This is a genomic window from Thermoanaerobacterium sp. RBIITD (assembly GCF_900205865.1).
Lineage (GTDB): Bacteria > Bacillota > Thermoanaerobacteria > Thermoanaerobacterales > Thermoanaerobacteraceae > Thermoanaerobacterium.
Genome location: NZ_LT906662.1, coordinates 2,128,034 through 2,148,267 on the forward strand (window position 1 = coordinate 2,128,034; position 20,234 = coordinate 2,148,267).

The window sequence follows — 20,234 nt, forward strand, 5'->3', positions numbered from 1 at the left end:
TCGCTCTATAAAAATAAAGTTCGTTCCAAAACCTCGCAGTAAATGCAGGATAACTCCTGTTTTGCTGCGGGGTTTGCTTTTTGGGAGGGTAGACAGGGATAAGGTGTAAGGGTCAAGGAGAATAGATATTGCATTAAAATATTATGATGTTTACAGCCTTGAAAGTACTGATTTTAAAGGGATTGAGAGAAGTATTGATTATTATATTGATTGAAATATTGATACCACGATGGATAAAAAGAATTAGAAAAAGGATATGAGAAAATGCAACATTATCCCTTCTTCCTTTCAACTTGCCCCTGAAAAGAACCGACTTTATTTTAAAAATTATTACAAAGATTAAGGAAAAAATGTTAATAAATGGGATAAGAATATGAGATTTTAGAACGGACTTTATTATCTGGTAGAAATTAGGATATAGGAAAATCAAGGGTTTGAGGGGTGTGGGTGGAGTGGAGATTATTTTAAATATACATCAGGGAAATATATATCAAGCCATCTTGCAACCCGGTTCATTATCTTATTTAAGTCCTTTGTAAGCCTTTCCCTTATGTCCACTGCAATTCTAAGCTCGCTGTATATACCCTCAGGTATATTAGGTTCAACATATCTTCCATCTTTAATTAGCATTGCAATTGTCTTAGGGTCTTTCCTGTCATTTTTAGTTGGCGAGTTATCATCAAATTCCTTACTTCTCTTTACGTGAAATGGATTTACCAGTACCACCTTATGGCTCTTATCTCTAAGAAACTGTGCAAAGCAGAGCCAATAATGGCCTGTTGGTTCCATACCAACCATCAGATGCTCTTTGTTGCTTTTATTCATAATCTCTGCAGCCCATTTAAAGAATCTTTCCATTCCATCACTGTCATTGCTAAATTCAATACGCTTACCGTATTCTATTCCTCTAAAATCAAAAGCTCTTGCGTGGTGTGTCTCTTTAGCAATGTCTACACCTACAATTAATGTCTTTTCTGTTATTTGCAATATCTTTAAATTTTGGTTATACTTCATATTAGGTACCTCCTTGTTATTTGAGAGTCGTGTTCATGAACAATCGACATCTTGTATTTTATCAGGAGGTACTTTTTATTTAAAATCTTATATTTTTTTATTACAGGAATGCTCCAAATATAATTATGGGCTTTGAGAAAAACAATATATTTGAATTGGAGGAAATTATATGACAAAAGTATATTTTGTAAGACATGCTAAACCAGACTTTTCAATTAAAGATGATTTAATGCGGCCACTTACTGAAGATGCTATAAATGACTGTAAAAAGGTAACAGAATTTTTATCAGATAAAAATATTACGAAAGCATTTTCAAGTCCTTATAAAAGAGCCATCGACACAATAAGGGATTTTACAGAAAGTTTAAACTTAGAAATTAATGTCATTGACGATTTTAGAGAAAGAAAAATAGGTAATACATGGATAGAGGATTTTGATAAATTTGCAAAAGAGCAGTGGACTAATTTTGATTATAAATTACCTGAAGGAGAAAGTTTAAATGAGGTTCAAAAGAGAAATATAAAGGCTCTTATGCATATACTTAAAGAAAATGCAGACGAGAATATTGTTATAGGCTCCCATGGTACTGCTTTAAGTACAATAATAAACTATTTTAATAAAGAATTCGGTTATACTGAATTTGAAAGAATTAAGAATCTTATGCCTTTTATTGTCTGTTTTACTTTTGATGGTCAAGATATTATGAATATAGAAGAGTTTATTATGGAGTAACAATATAATATAAAGAAAAAATTAATTTCTGTCACAATATTCTTATGTTGTACAGTAATTGTATGATATTGTTCAACAGAGTGAATAGGTACTAGGCACTTGACATTGTGTATATAAACAATAAATTCCAATCCATGATAATAAACTTGGCTCTATAAAAATAAAGTTTATTCTAAGACCTCGCAGTAGATGCAGGATAACTCCTGATTTGCTGCGGGGTTTGCTTTTTTGTAGGGGGGAGAGGGCTAAGGTGTAAGGGTTAAGGGATTAGAATTTTTATTGGTTACAGCCTTCAAACTATTGATTTTAAAGGGATTGAGGAAAGTATTGAAGATAATATTGATATAGCAACTGAAAGGATGGAATAAAACCTTAAACCTTACCTCATGAAACTTATCCCTATTTTCCTTTCAAAACATCCCTATTTGGAACCGACTTTATTTTAAAAATTAGTACAAGGATTAAGGAAAAAGTGTTAATAAATGGGATAAAAATATGAGATTTTAGAGCGGACTTTATTATCTGGTAGAAATTAGGATATAGGAAAATCAAGGGTTTGAGGGGTGTGGGTGGAGTTTATTTTAAATATACATAGTTAATGGCAAGGATTTTTTGGGATAAGGATTAAGGGGATGTATATGAAATAATAAAGTTTGCTCTGTGATAATAAAGTAAGTTCTATGATAATAAAGTCAATTCTATAATAATAAAGTTGATTCTATAATAATAAAGTTAGTTCTTAAACAGAATAATGCTTTCATAAACGGTAAAATTTTATTAAAATGAAATTAAAGTAATAATGAAAATTTATCGTTATTATGTTCATGGGCATGGATATTAAAAAAGAGAAGCCGATGTTGACAGCAAGGTATTTTGGCTATAAGAGAGGTTAATTAACATGATTCTGTGGGGGATTTTCATTAGTGCATTTTTAATAGGTTTTTCAGGAGCAATGATGCCTGGGCCTATGTTGGGGGTTACAATTGACGGCAGCCTTAAAAAAGGGTGGACAGCAGGCCCTTTGACAGTATTAGGACATGGAATCCTGGAACTTATACTAATTGTTATCATGACATTCGGGCTTAAAGATTTCTTCGCTAATCCGACAGTTGCAGGACTTATCGGATTATTTGGCGGTGCTTTTCTTGCATGGATGGGGTATGAAATGATAAAGTCTGGTATAAATAAATCAGTTTTTCTGGAGAATCAAAGAGCAGGGAATAGTGCAGGTATGAGAAATCTTGTATTAGAAGGAGCACTTGTAAGCGCTACTAATCCATACTTCATTCTCTGGTGGGCGTCAACGGGGATGGAATCAATACGACAGTCTTATACTTCAGGGTTAATTGGTGTTTTGTTCTTTTTTATAGGACATATTTTATCGGACTTTGTATGGTATACAGCAATATCCACAGCATTTTACAGAGGCAAGAAATGATAAGTGATGCAGTGTATCGCTGGATTATTTTATTGTTGGGCATATTTATTATAGCATTTTCAATCTATTTTATAGGCAGCGGATGGAAGATGCTGCAAATCTCATGATGTAATATAAAAGGTAAGCCAAAGCAGTAACAGTTATGCTTACAAAATATAAAAGAGAAATGGGATGGGCATATGGGAATTGATATGCATGAAGAAGCAAGAAAAATAGGTAAGTTAGTAGGGGAGATGTCTTGTACATTGCAAATTGTAAAGAAATTAAAAGAAATGGGTTTTAGTATAAAACAAGTGTTACAGACTATTGAGTTGCCAGAGAGTGCTGTTTTGCGGGTTTTTGATGGCAAAGAAAATATTAGAAAAATAGCAGAGGATACTGTAAATCAGCAAATAGCAGAAAATGGCGGTAAAATTCCAGAAGAGCGGGACTTTATAAAATGGGTAGAGAATGCGCTTGAATATTTTATGCCGCCACAAGATAAGGAAGAACTAATACCTCTTAAAGAACCACAGAGGCTCACTTGTGAGCAGTGGGCTCAGTATACTCCATACGAAAACAAATTGGAACTCTTTGATGGACAGGCGCTGGGGGATTTAAGAGAACGGGAAAATATGATAATTGCCCTTGTATACAACATCGGACTGGAACACTTTATTAAAATACTTCCGCAGGAATCTAAAGCAATATTGAAGGAACTTTTAAATGGGCAATAGAAAAAAGGTTTATGTTTCAAATCTATATAAGACAAAGTTTTTAAGATATATCATACAATTCAATGCAATTATGATAGAAATTCATACCTGCTAGTAGTATATTATAAATTATAGGAAGGAGTTTTTGTGAAATGAAATATGTTCTATCGACAACGATATTTTTAGTTGTATTAAGTTTGATTGTAGGTTTTATTGTTCATGGATTAAAGAAGGGTGCTTCAGGTTTTAAAGTAATGCTTTTAGGAATAAATATAACTTTATTCGGAGGAATAATTGCAGTTGACCCTAATTCTAATCTTGGTGGTATTGAATATTTAATAGCGCTTTCTGGCTTATTAATTTCTCTTATAGGTCTTGAGAAAAAGGATTAACTTCAATCAAGCGGTCTTTTTATACATTATGGTGAAATAAGTAAGGTATATTAGTTTTATCTGAATATGCTCTCATGGAGGGCAGGTAAGGCTTCCGTTTATAGGCGGATTAATTGCGCCTAATCAGAATTTTTTCCCTCAATATACATAAGAAGAATATAAAAGAGGGAACTGCACTATGATTGTAAGCAGGGGGCTTGGAAACAGTATCATTCCCCAAAGCCTTTTCAACCATCCAGAAATTGTTGTTTTGACGCTGTCAAAAGAAAAGTAAACAAGCATTTGTTTAAGGGATAGTAAAGGCAAAAAATGATATTATATGAATGAGCCTATAAAATATATAGGTACAATGCTATATTCTACAGGCTCATTTTTATGTAATATTAAATCAACCCATAGTAGGATCCTTTAACTCGTTACTTGGCTCAGGTTCCAGTTTTTTGATACACCCATACAGCATTTTGATAATTTCAATAAGTCTTAGTTCCAGGGCATCATATTCCTCTTTTGTAATATATTCATTCATCAGGGCTATGGCAAGGAAGTTACAGGTCTCCCCTGCACTTCCAAGTGCGAGATTGTAGTGGTAGTATTCTCTGCTTTTATATAATTGTGTGTTGCCCTCTGCGATATTGGCACAAATACTAGTACACGCCCTTAGAAGTTGAGATACAATTATATGGGTTTCAAATTTAGGGAATTTCTTAATAATTTTGTATATTTCACTTGCTAATTCTGCTGATTCCTGCCATACTTTCAGGTTCTTGAAATCTTTTATGTATAAATTTTGGCTCATAAAACTCATCCTTTCAAAAAATTTTTCACATTATAAGGATTACTAGGAATTAAATCAAATTTTAATAAGATATTTTTGTAAAGTAATCTCTATAAGGTGAAAGGGTTTAGGAGAGTATACAGGGAATGCACTTAATCCATAATCCGTACATCCTTTTCACAGTATCCTGAAGTAATTTTTGTCGCTTAAAAATCCATATAAATGCTGTAATTTCAAGGTTTTTGGGGAATTTACTAAATACATATATATTATGATTAGGATTCAAGGATGAGTAAGGATAAAGGGATAAGGATTTAAAAATATCATGGATGAATAATAAATAATACTTGATTTTATATTAAAAGAATTAATATAAAATAATCGTCTTGATAATAAGGTATTTTGCAAAATTGTCTATGTTACACTAAATTTTTCACTTGACAAATGCATTTCGAAACAAATAGCTAAATCATTACAATAGGCAAAAATGAAGTGCACCCCAGATGTTAGATAAAAAATCTAATATTCGAAGGTGCATTTTTCATGGATAAAATTAAATTTATTTAAATTATTTAAAGATTTTACGTATATAGTTAAAAATTCCTGAACCCACAAAGTGTGTCAACTTTACAAAGATTATTATAAAAATTAAAATTAAAAAAAAACCTATTATAATGTTAAACATAACAACACCTCAAATAATTTTATTTTTTAATTATGATTTAGCTGCAAATACTCATTTTCTGGAATCTTCATCTTCCATCAGTAACGCTTCGATTTGCAATTTTTCGCACGATGACTCATCTCTAAATGCCTCAGTCGGCATCTAAGCTTCAAAATTGCTTCATCTTCAGCGACTGATTTCAGCGACTGATTTTGCGGTTCGGCTTCAAAGAAAATTCGTCTTTTTGCACTTAAATTAATTATACATTTTTTAAGCAAATTTATCAACTGTAAGTTTGTAAATAAGGGATTGGATTCTCTTTTTCACAAAAATTGGCAACAAATTTTTCTATGGATTTATTCTTACCGTCTAAATCAATGTCCTCTAAAAATCTATCTAAACCGTAACAAGTCAACAAGGCTGTACCACCCTTCAGGATAAAATCATAAGTTTTGCTGTTAAGATATATTTGGTATGATGAGATAACCTCACCGTGTCTTGTCTGCCACTCTTTGTATTTTGAAATATATTTTCACGCTCCTTAAATTTGAGCCATTTTGAATAGTATTCACGCCCTGTAAAAGTCAATATATCCTTGTACAAAAAGTGGAATATAATTTTGTACAAAAAATATACTAAGATGCATTCGAAGAACTGTTAAAATATTCAACTTTTGATTTTAATCTATATGAAGGTCCCTTTATTGATATAACATGCGAATGATGAAGTAATCTATCTAATATTGCATTGGCTAATGTTGCTGATCCAAATACTTCTGCCCAATTTGAAAAGGGCATATTAGTTGTAATAATTGTACTATGTTTTTCATATCTTTTAGATATTAGCTGAAAAAATATATTTGAAGCATCTGTGTCTATTGGTAAATACCCTACTTCGTCTATTATTAACACCTTATATTTTGAAAAATGCTTTAATCGGATTTCTAAACGGTTTTCTGCTAAAGCCTTTTTTAATTGAGTCATCAATTCTTGAAAATGAACGAAATATGTAGAATATCTGTGTTTTGCACATTCTATCCCTATGGCGGTGGCAAGATGTGTCTTGCCTACACCTGGAGTACCTACAAACAATATATTTTCGTTATTTTCTACAAATCTTAAACTTTTTAAATCAAGAATTTCTTGTTTGTTTATGCTTGGTTGAAATTCAAAATCAAAATCATCAAGTTCTCCTAAATTGTTTAATAGCTTGGTATAGTTACTCACATTTTCACCTACCTATGCAATAATTTATCCAATTCGTTAAGATTATTTGTGCATATTTGTTCAATATCCTCCTTGCTTTTGATAAGATTTTCTATTAGCTCTCTATAATGAGATTCGTGATAATTTATCTTTTTATCACTTAATATATGGACAGATATCAAGTCTGTGTTAAAATATACATGTAATTCATTTTCTACTGTTTTAAGAGTTACAGTTTTATTTATTGAGTATCTACTATATTTGTAATATATCATAGAATCTTTATGGACAGTTGCTTTTTGTTCGAAGTTCATATAACTTTCTATGATATCGTTACTTGGCAGAGGAGATAGATACTCCTTTTCTTTTTGGAATAATATTATCGGTTGTATCCCTGTTGACTGATTTGTAGATTGATTAACTTTTTTGTTTATTTCACCAATTATCTTTATTAAATCTTCTTCATTCTCAAATTCACCATTGTATGGCAGTAGCCAGTCAATAAATTTATTAGATGATTCCACATTTCCTTTGGTATATGAGTGTCTTGGCTTACATAAGCGTATCTTAAAGTCAAAATCATTTGCAAATGCTTTTATTTTATTATTTATCTTCCTCCCCTCGTTTGTTATATCAACTATTGTTTTCATATTGTCAAAAAGTATTTCATCTGGAACGCCTCCTGTAGCTTTAAAAGCGTTTATCAAGCATTCAATTACATCTTGTTGTGTTTTTGCTTTCCTATATTCAAAGTAGCAATATCTTGAATATCCAAGCTTATAGTTAAAAACATTAAAAATGAATTCTTCTCCATATTTAGAAACTAATTTTATCTCTTCTTTCCAATCTACCTGTGCTTGCTTTTCCGCAGGAGTTTCAAATCGTGGATGACCACTTACTTTTTTAGCAGGTTTCAAGCCTTTTCGCTTTACATATTTGTTGAAATTAGAATATGTTCCAATATCATAATTTTTAGAAACAAAGTATTCATATACTCCCTTTACCGTAACCCCCTTTATTTCAAGTTTTGCTTTTATTTCATCGTAGTATTTGTCTAATTTGCTTTGTTTGTTTCTTGTTTTTGGTTTGCCTTCATATCCTTCATAATACTTTTTAACAGTTCTTCTATCTACTCCATATTCCCTTGCTAGCTCTGAAAAATTAGGTTTTATCTCCATAGCCTTTAATATGCTAATTTGACCTAATAGATTTTTCATTGCTGGTATCCCTCCTACGAACAGAAGGATACCAAATTTATGTACAAATTTGTACATTTTTTGGGCATTGTCTTTAGAAATCTGGACTGCCATTGCTCTTAATCTTTGATTAACTTGTTTATATGGGATTTTGTTGAGCAATCCTAAGGTGCAGAATAAATTGATGTATTTATTTATATTAACAACACTTTTATTTCTTTTTCCTGCCAGGTACCGATTGGAAAAGAAAAATATGCTTTCTCCATTTGTGCTAAAGAAGCGGTTGATAATATTTTCTTTACCTATTTCAAGAATATCCATCAACAGAGAAATACCGAACCTAATGATACGGTTTAGATTTGGGAATTCATCTTTTTTTTCTCCAAATTGGCTCAAAAGCATCATGTTGATTTCAAATTTTTTGCTTTGCTCATTTATCCAAGTTGAATCTTCTAATTTAATATGAAAATATTCAATCAACTTCCTTATAGCGGTTGAAGTATCACAGTTTTCTTTAATTTTAAATATATCAATAATATCCATACCTTTGCCAGCATTATAGCAAGTGCAAACGGGAGAATTACAAAAATACTTGTAATATCCACCTTTACTTTTTATGACAGCACTAGGATTATTGTCTTTATGGAATATGCATTTAAAGTTTAAATTGGGCTTCGCATCAATACCCGGGTAACTTATTAAATCCTGCTGTTTTAAAAACGGAATCAAGTCATCATACTGTAAGACTGGAGAAGAATGAACTTTGGGGCTTTCTTTTCGCAAATTGTTTATCTCAGTCCTCACAGTAACAGGTTTTATTTCAGTACTTTCTGTATTACCGACCAATTCAATGATATTGTATCCTATAGCAGCAGCAATATCTTCTTGAGTGTATTTTACATCTGTATTTAGGTATATACATTTTATCGTGAAAGGGTCATTTGGATTTTTAAGATGCTGATAGTTTATAATTCTTAAAACCCTGTTAAATTCTTTTACGTTGTTGTCAGCATGTTCATGTCTTTCTTCAAGAGCAGCAAAATATTCAATTAGATTTTCCTGAAGCGGGGTAAAAGCGTCTAATCTTTGTGGTTTCTCAAGGTTAAGCAGCCAATATACATGAAAGCCGTTCTTGGTTTCTACAATAATATTCGGGTTCAGTTTAAAATTCTCCAATTTCTTTAAAAAAGCAATCTTATATTCTTCTATTTCTTCCTTGCTCCTGTACTCATATACAGTCTTTCCTTCAGAGTCCGTTGTTAATTTTCCACCGTCTATTTTTGGAACTTTCCTAAAATCCATATCAATAAAGTGTGCGTTTATTCTTTTAATAGAATTCTTTTCCTGCCCGCCGCTATTTACAACAAAATAAACACTATAGCCTTGTTTCTGATACCTTTTAAAGATTTTTTGAATAAGCGGATATTCTAAATCATCGTCTAAAGTTAATATACAGTCAAATTTTTTTGCTATACGCTTCTTTTCTTGAATAAGCCTAAAATATACATTTTCGTTTGGTTTCTTAAATAGTGATAAAAATTCAAAATCTGTAATAGTTAATACTTCACGGTTTTCAAAATCAATGTTTAAACCCATTTACCTGGGGAATTATATTGGATAAATCAATCTTAGGCGTTAGGACGAATGAAACATATGCTACACTTTACACGTCAAATAAAAAATAAAAATATTATAGCACGGATATAAGCATTTTATATTATAATTAAAGAATAGAATGATTTTAATGAGAATAAAGTGGAAGGAGTCATAAGTTTAAATGGAAAAGCAGTTTGAATGTTTAAGGTGTAAAGAGCAAATGAAGTATCTAAAAGAATACCGTTTTGATTCCCAAGATAATAATAGAGGAATATTGGGAGCCTTATTTGATGTTGAAGAGCATTTGACTTTTGACGTATATGTCTGCCCTAAATGCAGGCATACAGAGTTTTTCTTTACAGGAGCAAGGGAAGGGTTTGACGAATGGAATGACTGGTAGAGTTATTCGTTAATGTTATGTAATGTTTATTTTATGTGTTTATGGTGCAAGGGGGCAGGGTGATGGGGAAATACTCGTTAATAAAATTTATATCAGAGTTGTTGATGGGCTTAGGATTTATTTTTTCAATTAGTCCGATAATTTTTTATATTGGTTTATTCATTGCGATTATGAAAGATATTTTTTGGATTATAAATGGGGCTATATCCATTTAGCCATTTTGGTGGGGGACCATTTAAGTTGTTTATGTATATAGGGTTGTTTGTAATTGGGGCAGCATTGATTGTTATTTCAATGATTTTAAAAAGAGTAAAGAAAAAGTGAGACTAAACATGAAGGTTGATAAAGGCAATGAACTGCACAGAATTGGCTTTAAAAGAATTTCTGGTCACAGCAAAGATAAATACATATGCTGGAGATGGAGTTCTTTGTGCATCTTTAAGGCTGAACTCAAAGGATTTACATTATAATGAAGGGAATTTACTATACATAGACTATTACTTCGGGAGCGCCGATTTCATTGGTGAAGAAGTGGTATTTGAAAATCAAAAGCCCATATGGGGAATGAATTACTATGGAAAGATGCTCATTGACGAAATTCCGTCAGGATTCAGTTCTCCAAAATCTGGATATTTGTCACAATATAATCTGTATTTCCAGTTTACAATCACAGGCTACGCCAAACTCCTGGAACCCAATGTTGTTGATACAAATGAGGCAGTCAAGCAGATGGAGCAACTGGCTCGAAGGTACTCACCGCAGCAAATTAATTGGAGATTTAACCCTATCATTCTTAGCATCAAGGGAGAGAACGAGCCGATACCAGATAACTTTGCAAGTGCAAGGCTAAAGGTGTTTGAGGCTTTATGCAGGGATATTTCTTCCTTTGGGGTCAATCGCTGTACCATAAGTTTTCTTTGCCTGTATAAAAAAGTAGAACAAAGAATGAAAGAATCGAAGTTTACTTATTTAATTCCTTCACAACAACAGCAGATTGAGTTAGTAAGCCAATTTGTGGAGATTGCTGATAAATATGGAGTTACTATTTATACATGCACCAGCCCCATCATTGAAGGAGTACCTGGGGTGAAGAAAGGCCATTGTATAGATGGGGCCTACCTTGGAGCATTGTTCGGTAAGAGAGCCTCCCATGCAAAAGATGCATGGCAAAGAAAAGAATGCGGATGTACCAGGTCAAAAGATATTGGAGCATATAGTGGACAGAGTTGCGGGCATGGGTGCCTTTATTGCTATGCGAGATAATTGAATATGTTATTGAAATACAGTTTCCTGTCAGAAAAATTATTTGTTCATCTGTATTGACAATATAGGAAATATATGTAATAATACACTAAAAAGTGAGTATGCTTAAGCATTGATGTGCGAGCAGATAGGGACTATGAATGTCCTACACGAATGGTTATAACCCTTCGGAGTCACTCTTATGAGTGATTCTGCGGGGTTTTTTATATTTAAAAAATTATAAGTGCTTTAATTTCTTTTAAATGCTTCGCCTGCGCCTTATATTGAAAGATATACTGTGGGCAAAATCTGAATTTGGGGGGAAGTTTATATGTACAACCCAGAACAAATCAAGAATTTTTATAACAATTATGGGATGCGGGAGTGGGAGAGATTTAATTTAACCGCATACGATAGAATCAACTATCTTCTGCATATGCACTTTCTTCAAGGACATATTGGTAAAGGTAAAAAAGTTCTTGATGCTGGTTGTGGAGCAGGAAGGTTTAGCATAGCAATTGCCCAGTCTGGAAGTGAAGTTACTTTGTTAGATATTTCTGATGAACAAATAAATATCGCAAGGAACAAGATTTTAGAAAGTGCATTATCAGGTAGAGTTTCTAATTTTATAGTTGGTGATTTGTGTGAAATGTCTATGATAGAAGATGAAACTTTTGATACAACTGTATGTTACGGGGTTGCACTGAACTACCTTTTTGATAATTTAAGTAAAGGCGTGAGCGAACTTGTTAGAGTCACAAAAAGAGGTGGGACAATACTCATTAGTGTAAATAGTAAATGGGGAGTTATTCATTCTTTACTCGGAAAAGAGAACTTTGATATCTTAGATTTTTTTGGACGGCCTGATTATTGGTATATTGATAAAGTTGTGGATACAGGTGATTTACCTCAGCACCCTGGTGTTTCCCATCCACCAAGGCATTTTTTCGATGCAGAGGAACTCATGGGAGTATTACAGAAAGCAGGGCTGAAAGATATTGCGTTGGGGAGCAGTCCATGCCTGACAGCGGGATTCAGTTCCAAGGTTGAATTGCTTGAGAAAGATGATAAAGCATGGGAAACAATTATTCGATTGGAAGAGAAATCGCATTGCCTCCCTACAATGTTAGACTACGGAGAGTTTCTACTGGCTAAAGGTGTAAGAGAATATTTGATTTGAAATGAAGGGGGGTTTTTAAATGGGAAATGACAGTTATTTTTTTCAGACAGAAAGGTTGATTCCGAGAGTTTATACGAAAGAGGATGTTGATATAATCCATCCTGTTATAAGTAGAAGGGAAATTGCGGAGACGACAATTATGATTCCACACCCTTACCCTAAAGAAACTGTATACTGGTGGATAGATTATATCCAAAAAAATATTGAAAAAGAAGAAGGTTTTGAATTTGGTATATTTAGTAAATCTGACCCTAAAACATACATTGGCAATATAGGACTTATTGGTATATCAAAACAGCATAACAATGCTGAGTTAGCCTACTTTATTAATCCAGATTTATGGAACATGGGATATGCCACAGAAGCATGTAAATGGATAATCGACTTCGGATTTGATAAATTAGGATTAGAACGTATTTATGGAAGATGCATGGCAAAAAATATTGCTTCAAAAAGAGTAATGGAAAAGTCAGGTCTATCATATGAAGGTATTGCTAAACATGAGGTTTTAAAATGGAATAACTATGAAGATGTCTGCAAATATGGGATAATTCGTAGCGAGTGGGAAAACAGAAAAACGGATAAGTCAGTAGTTAAATATTAGTTTTAACTACAAAACAGGATTATTGGGAATGCCCTGCTGGACGTATGAAATTTGGTGAGATACATGAAGAGCCTTTTATAAGAGGAATGATATTAATGGGGCGCTTATGCAAAAAAGACAAAAATTCTATTAATCATTACCATGGCATTAATATTTATATTAAATAATTACATTTTACCTAGATTCAATTTGAAGACAAATAGGAGGAGATTTATGTTTATAGAGAATAATCCTGAGGATAAGATTTATAGAGATTTAATTGATTTGGCTTTTGATATCTGTGATGAGTTCATTTTAGTAGTAAGACGTGATATGGATATATCAGACAATATGAATAATGTTCTCGAAAAATTAAAGCCATTTTTAAAAGAAGTAAAAGAACAGTTTGAATGGCCTGGAACAATAACTTTGTATGAACAACCAGCATTAGTATACTATTATAGTACCGATAACAACGCTAAAGAAATATTAAAGCAAGCAACAAATTCCTTGCATGAGTGGCTTCAACCTCACCTGCCAGAAGATTTATGTTTTATAAAAAATTCTAAGCCGTGGCTAATAAATACTTCACATGAAAGGTTAAGTTATATTTTAACAGAAGACAAAGAAGATATTGACCGAATTATAAAAATCAAAGGGTTAAAAATAAAATTATAGTATATGTAATTTATTTTAAAATTTTACTTTTAGGTGCAATGCCATAATTTATAGAGTTAATATGATAAAAGGACAGATGCAGGAAACACCCGACATTATAATGACAAAAGAAAAATCATTTATTTTGATATCAGTTATTGATTTTTATATAAGTTGTGAGATAAAACCATGAAAAGTATGATGCATTTTTCTGTGCCTATTGCAATGAATTGGTAGAATCCAAATAATGTCTTTTCTTATATTATTAGGCTTAGCCTGTAGTTTAGTGAGAAAGAAAGGGTAGGAAATTTTACAACTAAAAAGCCAACCTCAAAGATTTGTAAAAATATTTTTTACAAACCGTATCTTTTTTTACACTTTTGGTGTATAATATAGCAGGAGGTGTAAAAAATGAGTATGGAATTATTATTCGAAAATAGAAAACTAATTGGCAAAAATATATTGAATATCATTAAAAACAATGGGTATACAAAGTCTTCCTTCTCAAGGCTTACTAATATTTCAAGGCCGACTTTAGATAAACTAATCAAAGGAGAAGTTGACAGCCTTGCCACCTTTAAAACCCATATACAAAAAATTTTAGAAAGCCAGGATATAAACGAAGAACAATTATTAAATTATGTTCCAAAATACAAGCCAAAGAAAGAACCTATATTTGCATTATCCGATAATGCTCCCGAGAATCATATACTAAAACCTAAGACACGAGAAATGTTTGATATTCTAAATGATATAGTTCATCTATGTGAACTTTATTATAATTAAGCAGGTGTATAGTTATGTCAGAATTAATAACACGGAAGAATCTTGAGCAGGTTATTGAAAAAAATAAACTGATTAAAGATGACATATCAAGGCTAATTAAAGATTTTACAGTCAGATTTAATAAGTCGGGAGTAACGGGGCAGGATAAACTATCTTTTTCGGTATTAAAAGAGAACCATTTAATTCAGATTCCTATCGATGATGAGTATTGGGGCGGGGCTATTATTACAAAGGGAAATATTAAAATACCAGTTATCAATACTGCTCAGCCCCGTGTTTATCAATATTTTGTTGCATGGCATGAAATATATCATTTGTTCTATGACCCTAGTTTAAGTGATGAGACCCATAATATTGCCGTTGATATGGATTTAAATGAGAGAAGAGCAGATTATTTTGCTGCAAAAATAATTTTTGGCAATGTGTACGATTACTACTATTCATTAGACGATGAAGATTTTATCGATAGAGTTATAAAATGCATGGATGTATATAAGGCACCATATAAGGCGGTACTGATAGAACTATTTGAAGAAGCCTTTACAAAATATAATGATTTGGATTTAAAAGAAAAAATCCTTGAGCATTTTGATAATAAGCCTGAGGACTTAGTGCAAAAATTTATAGATTTAGAATTGGATGCAGAGTTAGTGAAACCCTCCTATGTTGTAAGTTTAGGTGGATTGGAGAAAAAGATACAAAGTGTTATGAAGGAGAACCTAGATGTTTCCTACCATAAAGATAACTATCAGTATCTACTCACGCTAAAGAGAAAAATTAAAAAAGCAGTGGAGGACCTTGCCAAATGAATGGAGAAAGCATAAATGACTTAAAAAAATACCTTTCCATGGGCAGGTCTCTCAAAGTTTGCATCCTGGATAATAACTCTGTTGAATTTTAAACATGGGTACGCAAGAGCGTCAGCCTTGAAAAGATATTTGAGCAATATGATATGATTCTTATTCCCCAATGGGTATGGACTGAGGTTTGTGATAGCGAAAATAGAAAAAGTTACATAAATGATTTAAAACATTATTCGAAGGTCCAAATTATAGATGAAGTCGATTATTTAACATTGGTGGATTACAAAGAAGCAGAATTATACTATCTGTTCCTGTACTGCTGTTACAATGTGAGCAGGCTTGTTAGTTTTATCAAGAAAAACATCTTAAAGAACAGATCTGTAGAAGACTTGGACCCCTATGAAGAATGGCTAAATATATTTTATGAAGAGGGACTAGACCAAAGGAAACTTTCAAACGGCAGGATTCAAAGGAAAAATGCAGGAGAGATATCTATTTCCGTTTTAAGTTATATCCTTTCTTATTATTATAATGGAAACATTGATATTATAACCATCTTTAGCAGTGACAGGGATACCTATGAATTTATTTCTAAAGCAAAGGAAATGCTTTATAAAGATGAGCGCTTTAAAGACAGAATTAACACTTCCATAACTTTCAAATCAAATGATTTTCTGATTTATGAATGGACAAGGCTTGGATATATAGATGAACATAATATTGATACCTTTGTTCAAAATTACAGGCAGACGAAGAGAATAAAATTCACGAGAAAAAAGCAGGATAATTCAATTGATGAGCAAGATAGATTGATAGAAAATACTGCCTTTTTAGAGATGTTAAAGGACAGCACAATACATTTAATCTTTTGAATATACTGGATTGAATTTTATGGCATTATTAAAAAAGGTTTTAGTAGATTATTAGCCTACCAAAACCTTTTTCAATAACTTTACTATATCTTCTCTTTATTAAATATAGATTGAACTTTTACAGTAAAGGAAAAAGTATAATAAGGGATATACCTAGTAAAGAGCCCGTAATAAAGCGAATAATTATATTTTCTGAAATTACAGCAAATGGTATCAAAAATATACTTATGAGAATTACCAATTTTATAGTCAAAAAAACACTATGCCTCATAAAATACCTCCTTATGTTCAGAGTTACATAGAATCTTATCTGACTACTACATATTATTTCAAGTGAGAATTTACGTTTAAAATAAAGTTGGTCCATGATATAATGGAAATAAATTAAAGAGGAATGTATTAAGTGCCATTGACACAGACACCCTTAGAGGCGTTCAACTGTTGTCAGTGGCATTTTTGTTTTTTAGAGGATAGAAGAATAAAGGGAGAAGGGATTAGGAACAAGAGTTCTTACAAAAAGAATACACCATTTTTTTACGGATACAGAGACAAGATACTTTTATTTGCTTGAATGGGAAGATGATGTTTTAGATATCAAGGAACATTATCCTTTGTTTAACTGTGAGGAAGTGATAAATCGAATAAAGTTTTATCTTAGAGAAAATGAACAAAAAAGATATTTGGGACAAGCCAAACAACAAAAAAGAAAATCGATATATAACTCATTAAAAGAAGAAGGTTATGACATTGGTTACACGTCAGTCTGCCAAGCAATAAATAAGATAATAAATAAGCATAAAGAAGCATACATAAAAGCTCAATACCAGCTTGGTGATGTATGTGAGTTTGATTGGGGTGAAGTCAAATTATTTATTAAAGGTGAGTTAAAAACATTTCAGATGGCGGTATTTACAAGTGCCAAAGGTAATTACAGATTTTCGAAACTTTTTCCAAAACAAGATACTTCATGCTTTCAAGAGCACATGCATCATTCTTTGAAGATATAAAAGGTGTTTATCATACCGTAGTATATGACAATGCAAATGCTTAGACAGGCAGACCCAAGGTTGCAAAATATCTACAGTACCTATTATACCACCAGAGAGAAAGAATTCATAGATCTCTTGCAATATGTAGGTATAGTAGGTATGCAAAAAATACTTGATGCTAGGTTGTGTCTGAAAACGAGAAACTGCACTAATTTGGAAAATAGTATATAGTGGAACAAAATTGGAGTGAAATAAAATGCCATTATGCGCTATGAAATAACAGATTGACATAGAGCAATTTAAAGATGTGTTCCCCAAAGCAAAACAGGACAGCCTTTGAAAGATAATGGAATTGATGTTCAATGCCATACTGTGGTTGGTCCGTAGCGGTGCAGCCTGAAGAAGCCTGTTCGAATGTTTTGGTCCATGGAAAACAGTATGCAGCCGTTTCTGCAAATGGCATGATTTTGTTTAATTAGTAGACATTTATTGAATTTCAGACATAGTATAAGGCTAATTGTATAACTTTTTTTGCTTTTATTGTTGACAAAATTACAATATAGGTATATAATGGAAATAGGATTGATGATATGCATATAATCTTTCCAGAAACGCGACTAGGTAATTGCGAATTTTATAAAATTAAAAATTATTTACTTTGCGTAAGAGTTTAGTATTTAATCGGAATCTAAAGTTTCGCAAATACCTTACCGCTAAGCTTTTAGAAAGGGGGAAATTTTATGAAACGATTCAAAAAATTACTCTCGCTGGTAACTATGTTCGTTATGTTACTTTGCTTTAGCGTTCCAGCATTTGCTGCTACTGACACTACGGATAAGTCTGCATTAACAGTTGATGAATACATCTCATTCTTGCAGAAGGAGTCTCCCGAAGATTTGGCTAAATTTACAGCTCTAAGCCCCGACCAGCAGCAGGAGTTTATTGACCTTTTGCTTGATCCTGCGACGTACAACACAACAAATAATGAGAACAAAAATGTATCACGTAGTACAAAATATACTACCAATCTTCCCAATTCCAGTCCTATGCTGAGTAGTTCTACGGATTGGGATGCATGGGGGACACAAACTGTTTCTATTTTTGGAATTTCAATTCTAGAATATAGAATTGAAGTTGGCTATAGGGTATCTAATGGAACTGTAACTCAGATTCTCTATAATGACGCATATGTAGTTAGAAATCTTAATCCTATGGTGCAGACTGACACAATTAGTTCAAGTGCTTATATCAGCGGCAATAAGGCGATTGCTAGAGGTGTTTTCTATTACAAACTTGGGCCGATAAATGACATGTCTGTACAGATTGGAAATATTTACGGTGAATTGATTGGGTACCCAAACGGTGATACAAGCATTTCCTATTGGAGAGATTAACAATGAAAAAACATAAAATATTGATTACTATTTTCATAATAGTTGGGATTGCAGTTGTCTTATCAATTGTCGGTTATATCACTTACTTAAATGTATAAAGATATAGCTGAACCATAAAAAGCCACTTGGTCTTTAAGTAAAGACAAGTGGCTTTTACACTGTGGAAGTGTTATTGATGTGTGTAAAAGTCAATATATCCTTGTACAAAAAGTGGAATATAATTTTGTACAAAAAATATACTAAGATGCATTCGAAGAACTGTTAAAGTATTCAACTTTTGATTTTAATCTATATGAAGGTCCCTTTATTGATATAACATGCGAATGATGAAGTAATCTATCTAATATTGCATTGGCTAATGTTGCTGATCCAAATACTTCTGCCCAATTTGAAAAGGGCATATTAGTTGTAATAATTGTACTATGTTTTTCATATCTTTTAGATATTAGCTGAAAAAATATATTTGAAGCATCTGTGTCTATTGGTAAATACCCTACTTCGTCTATTATTAACACCTTATATTTTGAAAAATGCTTTAATCGGATTTCTAAACGGTTTTCTGCTAAAGCCTTTTTTAATTGAGTCATCAATTCTTGAAAATGAACGAAATATGTAGAATATCTGTGTTTTGCACATTCTATCCCTATGGCGGTGGCAAGATGTGTCTTGCCTACACCTGGAGTACCTACAAACAATATATTTTCGTTATTTTCTACAAATCTTAAACTTTTTAAATCAAGAATTTCTTGTTTGTTTATGCTTGGTTGAAATTCAAAATCAAAATCATCAAGTTCTCCTAAATTGTTTAATAGCTTGGTATAGTTACTCACATTTTCACCTACCTATGCAATAATTTATCCAATTCGTTAAGATTATTTGTGCATATTTGTTCAATATCCTCCTTGCTTTTGATAAGATTTTCTATTAGCTCTCTATAATGAGATTCGTGATAATTTATCTTTTTATTACTTAATATATGGACAGATATCAAGTCTGTGTTAAAATATACATGTAATTCATTTTCTACTGTTTTAAGAGTTACAGTTTTATTTATTGAGTATCTACTATATTTGTAATATATCATAGAATCTTTATGGACAGTTGCTTTTTGTTCGAAGTTCATATAACTTTCTATGATATCGTTACTTGGCAGAGGAGATAGATACTCCTTTTCTTTTTGGAATAATATTATCGGTTGTATCCCTGTTGATTGATTTGTAGATTGATTAACTTTTTTGTTTATTTCATCAATTATCTTTATTAAATCTTCTTCATCTTCAAATTCACAATTGTATGGCAGTAACCAATTAATAAATTTATTAGATGATTCCACTTTTCCTTTGGTATATGAGTGTCTTGGCTTACATAAGCGTATCTTAAAGTCAAAATCATTTGCAAATGCTTTTATTTCATCATAGTATTTATCTAATTTACTTTGTTTGTTTCTTGTTTTTGGTTTGCCTTCATATCCTTCATAATACTTTTTAACAGTTCTTCTATCTACTCCATATTCCCTTGCTAGCTCTGAAAAATTAGGTTTTATCTCCATAACCTTTAATATGCTAATTTGACCTAATAGATTTTTCATTGCTGGTATCCCTCCTACGAACAGAAGGATAC

The 20,234-nt window shown here is 32.1% G+C and carries 20 protein-coding genes and 1 pseudogene; 14 read left to right on the forward strand and 7 right to left on the reverse strand.

What is annotated here, in order from left to right; genetic code table 11:
- Positions 1 to 474: 474 nt before the first annotated feature.
- Positions 475 to 1,014 (reverse strand): annotated as a pseudogene (locus tag CPG45_RS10330) (IS110 family transposase); the annotation flags it as partial.
- A gap of 169 nt (positions 1,015 to 1,183) precedes the next feature.
- Here CPG45_RS10330 and CPG45_RS10335 point away from each other — a divergent pair.
- From CPG45_RS10335 to CPG45_RS10350, 4 genes are all read left to right on the forward strand, one after another.
- The gene (locus CPG45_RS10335) at positions 1,184 to 1,747 is read left to right on the forward strand and encodes a histidine phosphatase family protein (RefSeq protein WP_096231816.1); all 564 of its coding nucleotides are present in this window, start codon (positions 1,184 to 1,186) and stop codon (positions 1,745 to 1,747) included.
- An 898-nt stretch (positions 1,748 to 2,645) separates the two neighbouring features.
- A complete protein-coding gene (locus CPG45_RS10340) occupies positions 2,646 to 3,185 on the forward strand; it encodes a LysE family transporter (protein ID WP_197702793.1) in 540 nt (179 codons plus the stop codon).
- A gap of 179 nt (positions 3,186 to 3,364) precedes the next feature.
- Complete coding sequence (locus tag CPG45_RS10345) at positions 3,365 to 3,901, forward strand: hypothetical protein (protein WP_096231817.1); 537 nt, start codon at positions 3,365 to 3,367, stop codon at positions 3,899 to 3,901.
- Between the two features lie 131 nt (positions 3,902 to 4,032).
- Complete coding sequence (locus CPG45_RS10350) at positions 4,033 to 4,272, forward strand: hypothetical protein (protein ID WP_096231805.1); 240 nt, start codon at positions 4,033 to 4,035, stop codon at positions 4,270 to 4,272.
- A gap of 388 nt (positions 4,273 to 4,660) precedes the next feature.
- On the opposite strand, the gene CPG45_RS10360 is transcribed toward CPG45_RS10350, so the two are convergent.
- From CPG45_RS10360 to istA, 4 genes are all read right to left on the reverse strand, one after another.
- Positions 4,661 to 5,068, reverse strand: coding sequence for a four helix bundle protein (locus CPG45_RS10360; protein WP_096231818.1), 408 nt, complete (start codon positions 5,066 to 5,068; stop codon positions 4,661 to 4,663).
- A 926-nt stretch (positions 5,069 to 5,994) separates the two neighbouring features.
- A complete protein-coding gene (locus CPG45_RS18220) occupies positions 5,995 to 6,237 on the reverse strand; it encodes a nucleotidyl transferase AbiEii/AbiGii toxin family protein (protein ID WP_350354084.1) in 243 nt (80 codons plus the stop codon).
- A gap of 109 nt (positions 6,238 to 6,346) precedes the next feature.
- Positions 6,347 to 6,937, reverse strand: coding sequence for an IS21-like element helper ATPase IstB (gene istB / locus CPG45_RS10370; protein ID WP_096231820.1), 591 nt, complete (start codon positions 6,935 to 6,937; stop codon positions 6,347 to 6,349).
- Positions 6,938 to 6,945: 8 nt separating this feature from the next.
- A complete protein-coding gene (gene istA, locus CPG45_RS10375) occupies positions 6,946 to 8,133 on the reverse strand; it encodes an IS21 family transposase (protein WP_096233563.1) in 1,188 nt (395 codons plus the stop codon).
- 1,756 nt (positions 8,134 to 9,889) lie between these two features.
- On the opposite strand from istA, the gene CPG45_RS10380 reads away from it, so the two are divergent.
- From CPG45_RS10380 to CPG45_RS10435, 10 genes are all read left to right on the forward strand, one after another.
- Positions 9,890 to 10,108 carry a zinc ribbon domain-containing protein gene (locus CPG45_RS10380; RefSeq protein WP_096231821.1) on the forward strand — a complete coding sequence of 73 codons (219 nt, stop codon included), beginning with the start codon at positions 9,890 to 9,892 and terminating at the stop codon, positions 10,106 to 10,108.
- Positions 10,109 to 10,459: 351 nt separating this feature from the next.
- Complete coding sequence (locus tag CPG45_RS10390) at positions 10,460 to 11,371, forward strand: DUF1848 family protein (protein ID WP_197702795.1); 912 nt, start codon at positions 10,460 to 10,462, stop codon at positions 11,369 to 11,371.
- Between the two features lie 310 nt (positions 11,372 to 11,681).
- Positions 11,682 to 12,530 (forward strand): class I SAM-dependent methyltransferase, encoded by an 849-nt coding sequence (locus tag CPG45_RS10395; protein WP_096231822.1) that lies wholly within the window; start codon positions 11,682 to 11,684, stop codon positions 12,528 to 12,530.
- Between the two features lie 19 nt (positions 12,531 to 12,549).
- Complete coding sequence (locus tag CPG45_RS10400) at positions 12,550 to 13,134, forward strand: GNAT family N-acetyltransferase (protein ID WP_096231823.1); 585 nt, start codon at positions 12,550 to 12,552, stop codon at positions 13,132 to 13,134.
- Positions 13,135 to 13,347: 213 nt separating this feature from the next.
- Positions 13,348 to 13,791: a stage III sporulation protein AH gene (locus CPG45_RS10405; protein WP_096231824.1), complete on the forward strand. Its 444-nt coding sequence runs from the start codon at positions 13,348 to 13,350 to the stop codon at positions 13,789 to 13,791.
- 390 nt (positions 13,792 to 14,181) lie between these two features.
- Positions 14,182 to 14,556 (forward strand): helix-turn-helix domain-containing protein, encoded by a 375-nt coding sequence (locus tag CPG45_RS10410; protein WP_096231825.1) that lies wholly within the window; start codon positions 14,182 to 14,184, stop codon positions 14,554 to 14,556.
- A gap of 14 nt (positions 14,557 to 14,570) precedes the next feature.
- Positions 14,571 to 15,365: an ImmA/IrrE family metallo-endopeptidase gene (locus CPG45_RS10415; RefSeq protein ID WP_096231826.1), complete on the forward strand. Its 795-nt coding sequence runs from the start codon at positions 14,571 to 14,573 to the stop codon at positions 15,363 to 15,365.
- A gap of 143 nt (positions 15,366 to 15,508) precedes the next feature.
- Positions 15,509 to 16,231, forward strand: a complete 723-nt coding sequence (locus CPG45_RS10420) for a hypothetical protein (RefSeq protein ID WP_231968705.1) — start codon at positions 15,509 to 15,511, stop codon at positions 16,229 to 16,231.
- 563 nt (positions 16,232 to 16,794) lie between these two features.
- On the forward strand, positions 16,795 to 17,238 hold the full coding sequence (locus CPG45_RS10430; RefSeq protein WP_197702796.1) for a hypothetical protein: 444 nt from the start codon (positions 16,795 to 16,797) through the stop codon (positions 17,236 to 17,238).
- A gap of 758 nt (positions 17,239 to 17,996) precedes the next feature.
- Positions 17,997 to 18,614 carry a hypothetical protein gene (locus CPG45_RS10435; RefSeq protein WP_172856541.1) on the forward strand — a complete coding sequence of 206 codons (618 nt, stop codon included), beginning with the start codon at positions 17,997 to 17,999 and terminating at the stop codon, positions 18,612 to 18,614.
- 239 nt (positions 18,615 to 18,853) lie between these two features.
- Here CPG45_RS10435 and istB (CPG45_RS10440) read toward each other — a convergent pair whose 3' ends face one another.
- Positions 18,854 to 19,444 (reverse strand): IS21-like element helper ATPase IstB, encoded by a 591-nt coding sequence (gene istB, locus CPG45_RS10440; protein WP_096231820.1) that lies wholly within the window; start codon positions 19,442 to 19,444, stop codon positions 18,854 to 18,856.
- Between the two features lie 8 nt (positions 19,445 to 19,452).
- Positions 19,453 to 20,202: a hypothetical protein gene (locus CPG45_RS10445; protein ID WP_096231828.1), complete on the reverse strand. Its 750-nt coding sequence runs from the start codon at positions 20,200 to 20,202 to the stop codon at positions 19,453 to 19,455.
- Positions 20,203 to 20,234: the final 32 nt, after the last annotated feature.

What these genes read in the sequence shown, in the direction of transcription:
- CPG45_RS10335 (WP_096231816.1), top strand. Translation starts at nt 1,184, where the DNA reads ATGACAAAAGTATATTTTGTAAGACATGCTAAACCAGACTTTTCAATT.
- CPG45_RS10340 (WP_197702793.1), top strand. Translation starts at nt 2,646, where the DNA reads ATGATTCTGTGGGGGATTTTCATTAGTGCATTTTTAATAGGTTTTTCA.
- CPG45_RS10345 (WP_096231817.1), top strand. Translation starts at nt 3,365, where the DNA reads ATGGGAATTGATATGCATGAAGAAGCAAGAAAAATAGGTAAGTTAGTA.
- CPG45_RS10350 (WP_096231805.1), top strand. Translation starts at nt 4,033, where the DNA reads ATGAAATATGTTCTATCGACAACGATATTTTTAGTTGTATTAAGTTTG.
- CPG45_RS10360 (WP_096231818.1), bottom strand. Translation starts at nt 5,068, where the DNA reads ATGAGCCAAAATTTATACATAAAAGATTTCAAGAACCTGAAAGTATGG.
- istA (WP_096233563.1), bottom strand. Translation starts at nt 8,133, where the DNA reads ATGAAAAATCTATTAGGTCAAATTAGCATATTAAAGGCTATGGAGATA.
- CPG45_RS10380 (WP_096231821.1), top strand. Translation starts at nt 9,890, where the DNA reads ATGGAAAAGCAGTTTGAATGTTTAAGGTGTAAAGAGCAAATGAAGTAT.
- CPG45_RS10390 (WP_197702795.1), top strand. Translation starts at nt 10,460, where the DNA reads ATGAACTGCACAGAATTGGCTTTAAAAGAATTTCTGGTCACAGCAAAG.
- CPG45_RS10395 (WP_096231822.1), top strand. Translation starts at nt 11,682, where the DNA reads ATGTACAACCCAGAACAAATCAAGAATTTTTATAACAATTATGGGATG.
- CPG45_RS10400 (WP_096231823.1), top strand. Translation starts at nt 12,550, where the DNA reads ATGGGAAATGACAGTTATTTTTTTCAGACAGAAAGGTTGATTCCGAGA.
- CPG45_RS10405 (WP_096231824.1), top strand. Translation starts at nt 13,348, where the DNA reads ATGTTTATAGAGAATAATCCTGAGGATAAGATTTATAGAGATTTAATT.
- CPG45_RS10410 (WP_096231825.1), top strand. Translation starts at nt 14,182, where the DNA reads ATGAGTATGGAATTATTATTCGAAAATAGAAAACTAATTGGCAAAAAT.
- CPG45_RS10415 (WP_096231826.1), top strand. Translation starts at nt 14,571, where the DNA reads ATGTCAGAATTAATAACACGGAAGAATCTTGAGCAGGTTATTGAAAAA.
- CPG45_RS10420 (WP_231968705.1), top strand. Translation starts at nt 15,509, where the DNA reads ATGATTCTTATTCCCCAATGGGTATGGACTGAGGTTTGTGATAGCGAA.
- CPG45_RS10435 (WP_172856541.1), top strand. Translation starts at nt 17,997, where the DNA reads ATGTTCGTTATGTTACTTTGCTTTAGCGTTCCAGCATTTGCTGCTACT.
- CPG45_RS10445 (WP_096231828.1), bottom strand. Translation starts at nt 20,202, where the DNA reads ATGAAAAATCTATTAGGTCAAATTAGCATATTAAAGGTTATGGAGATA.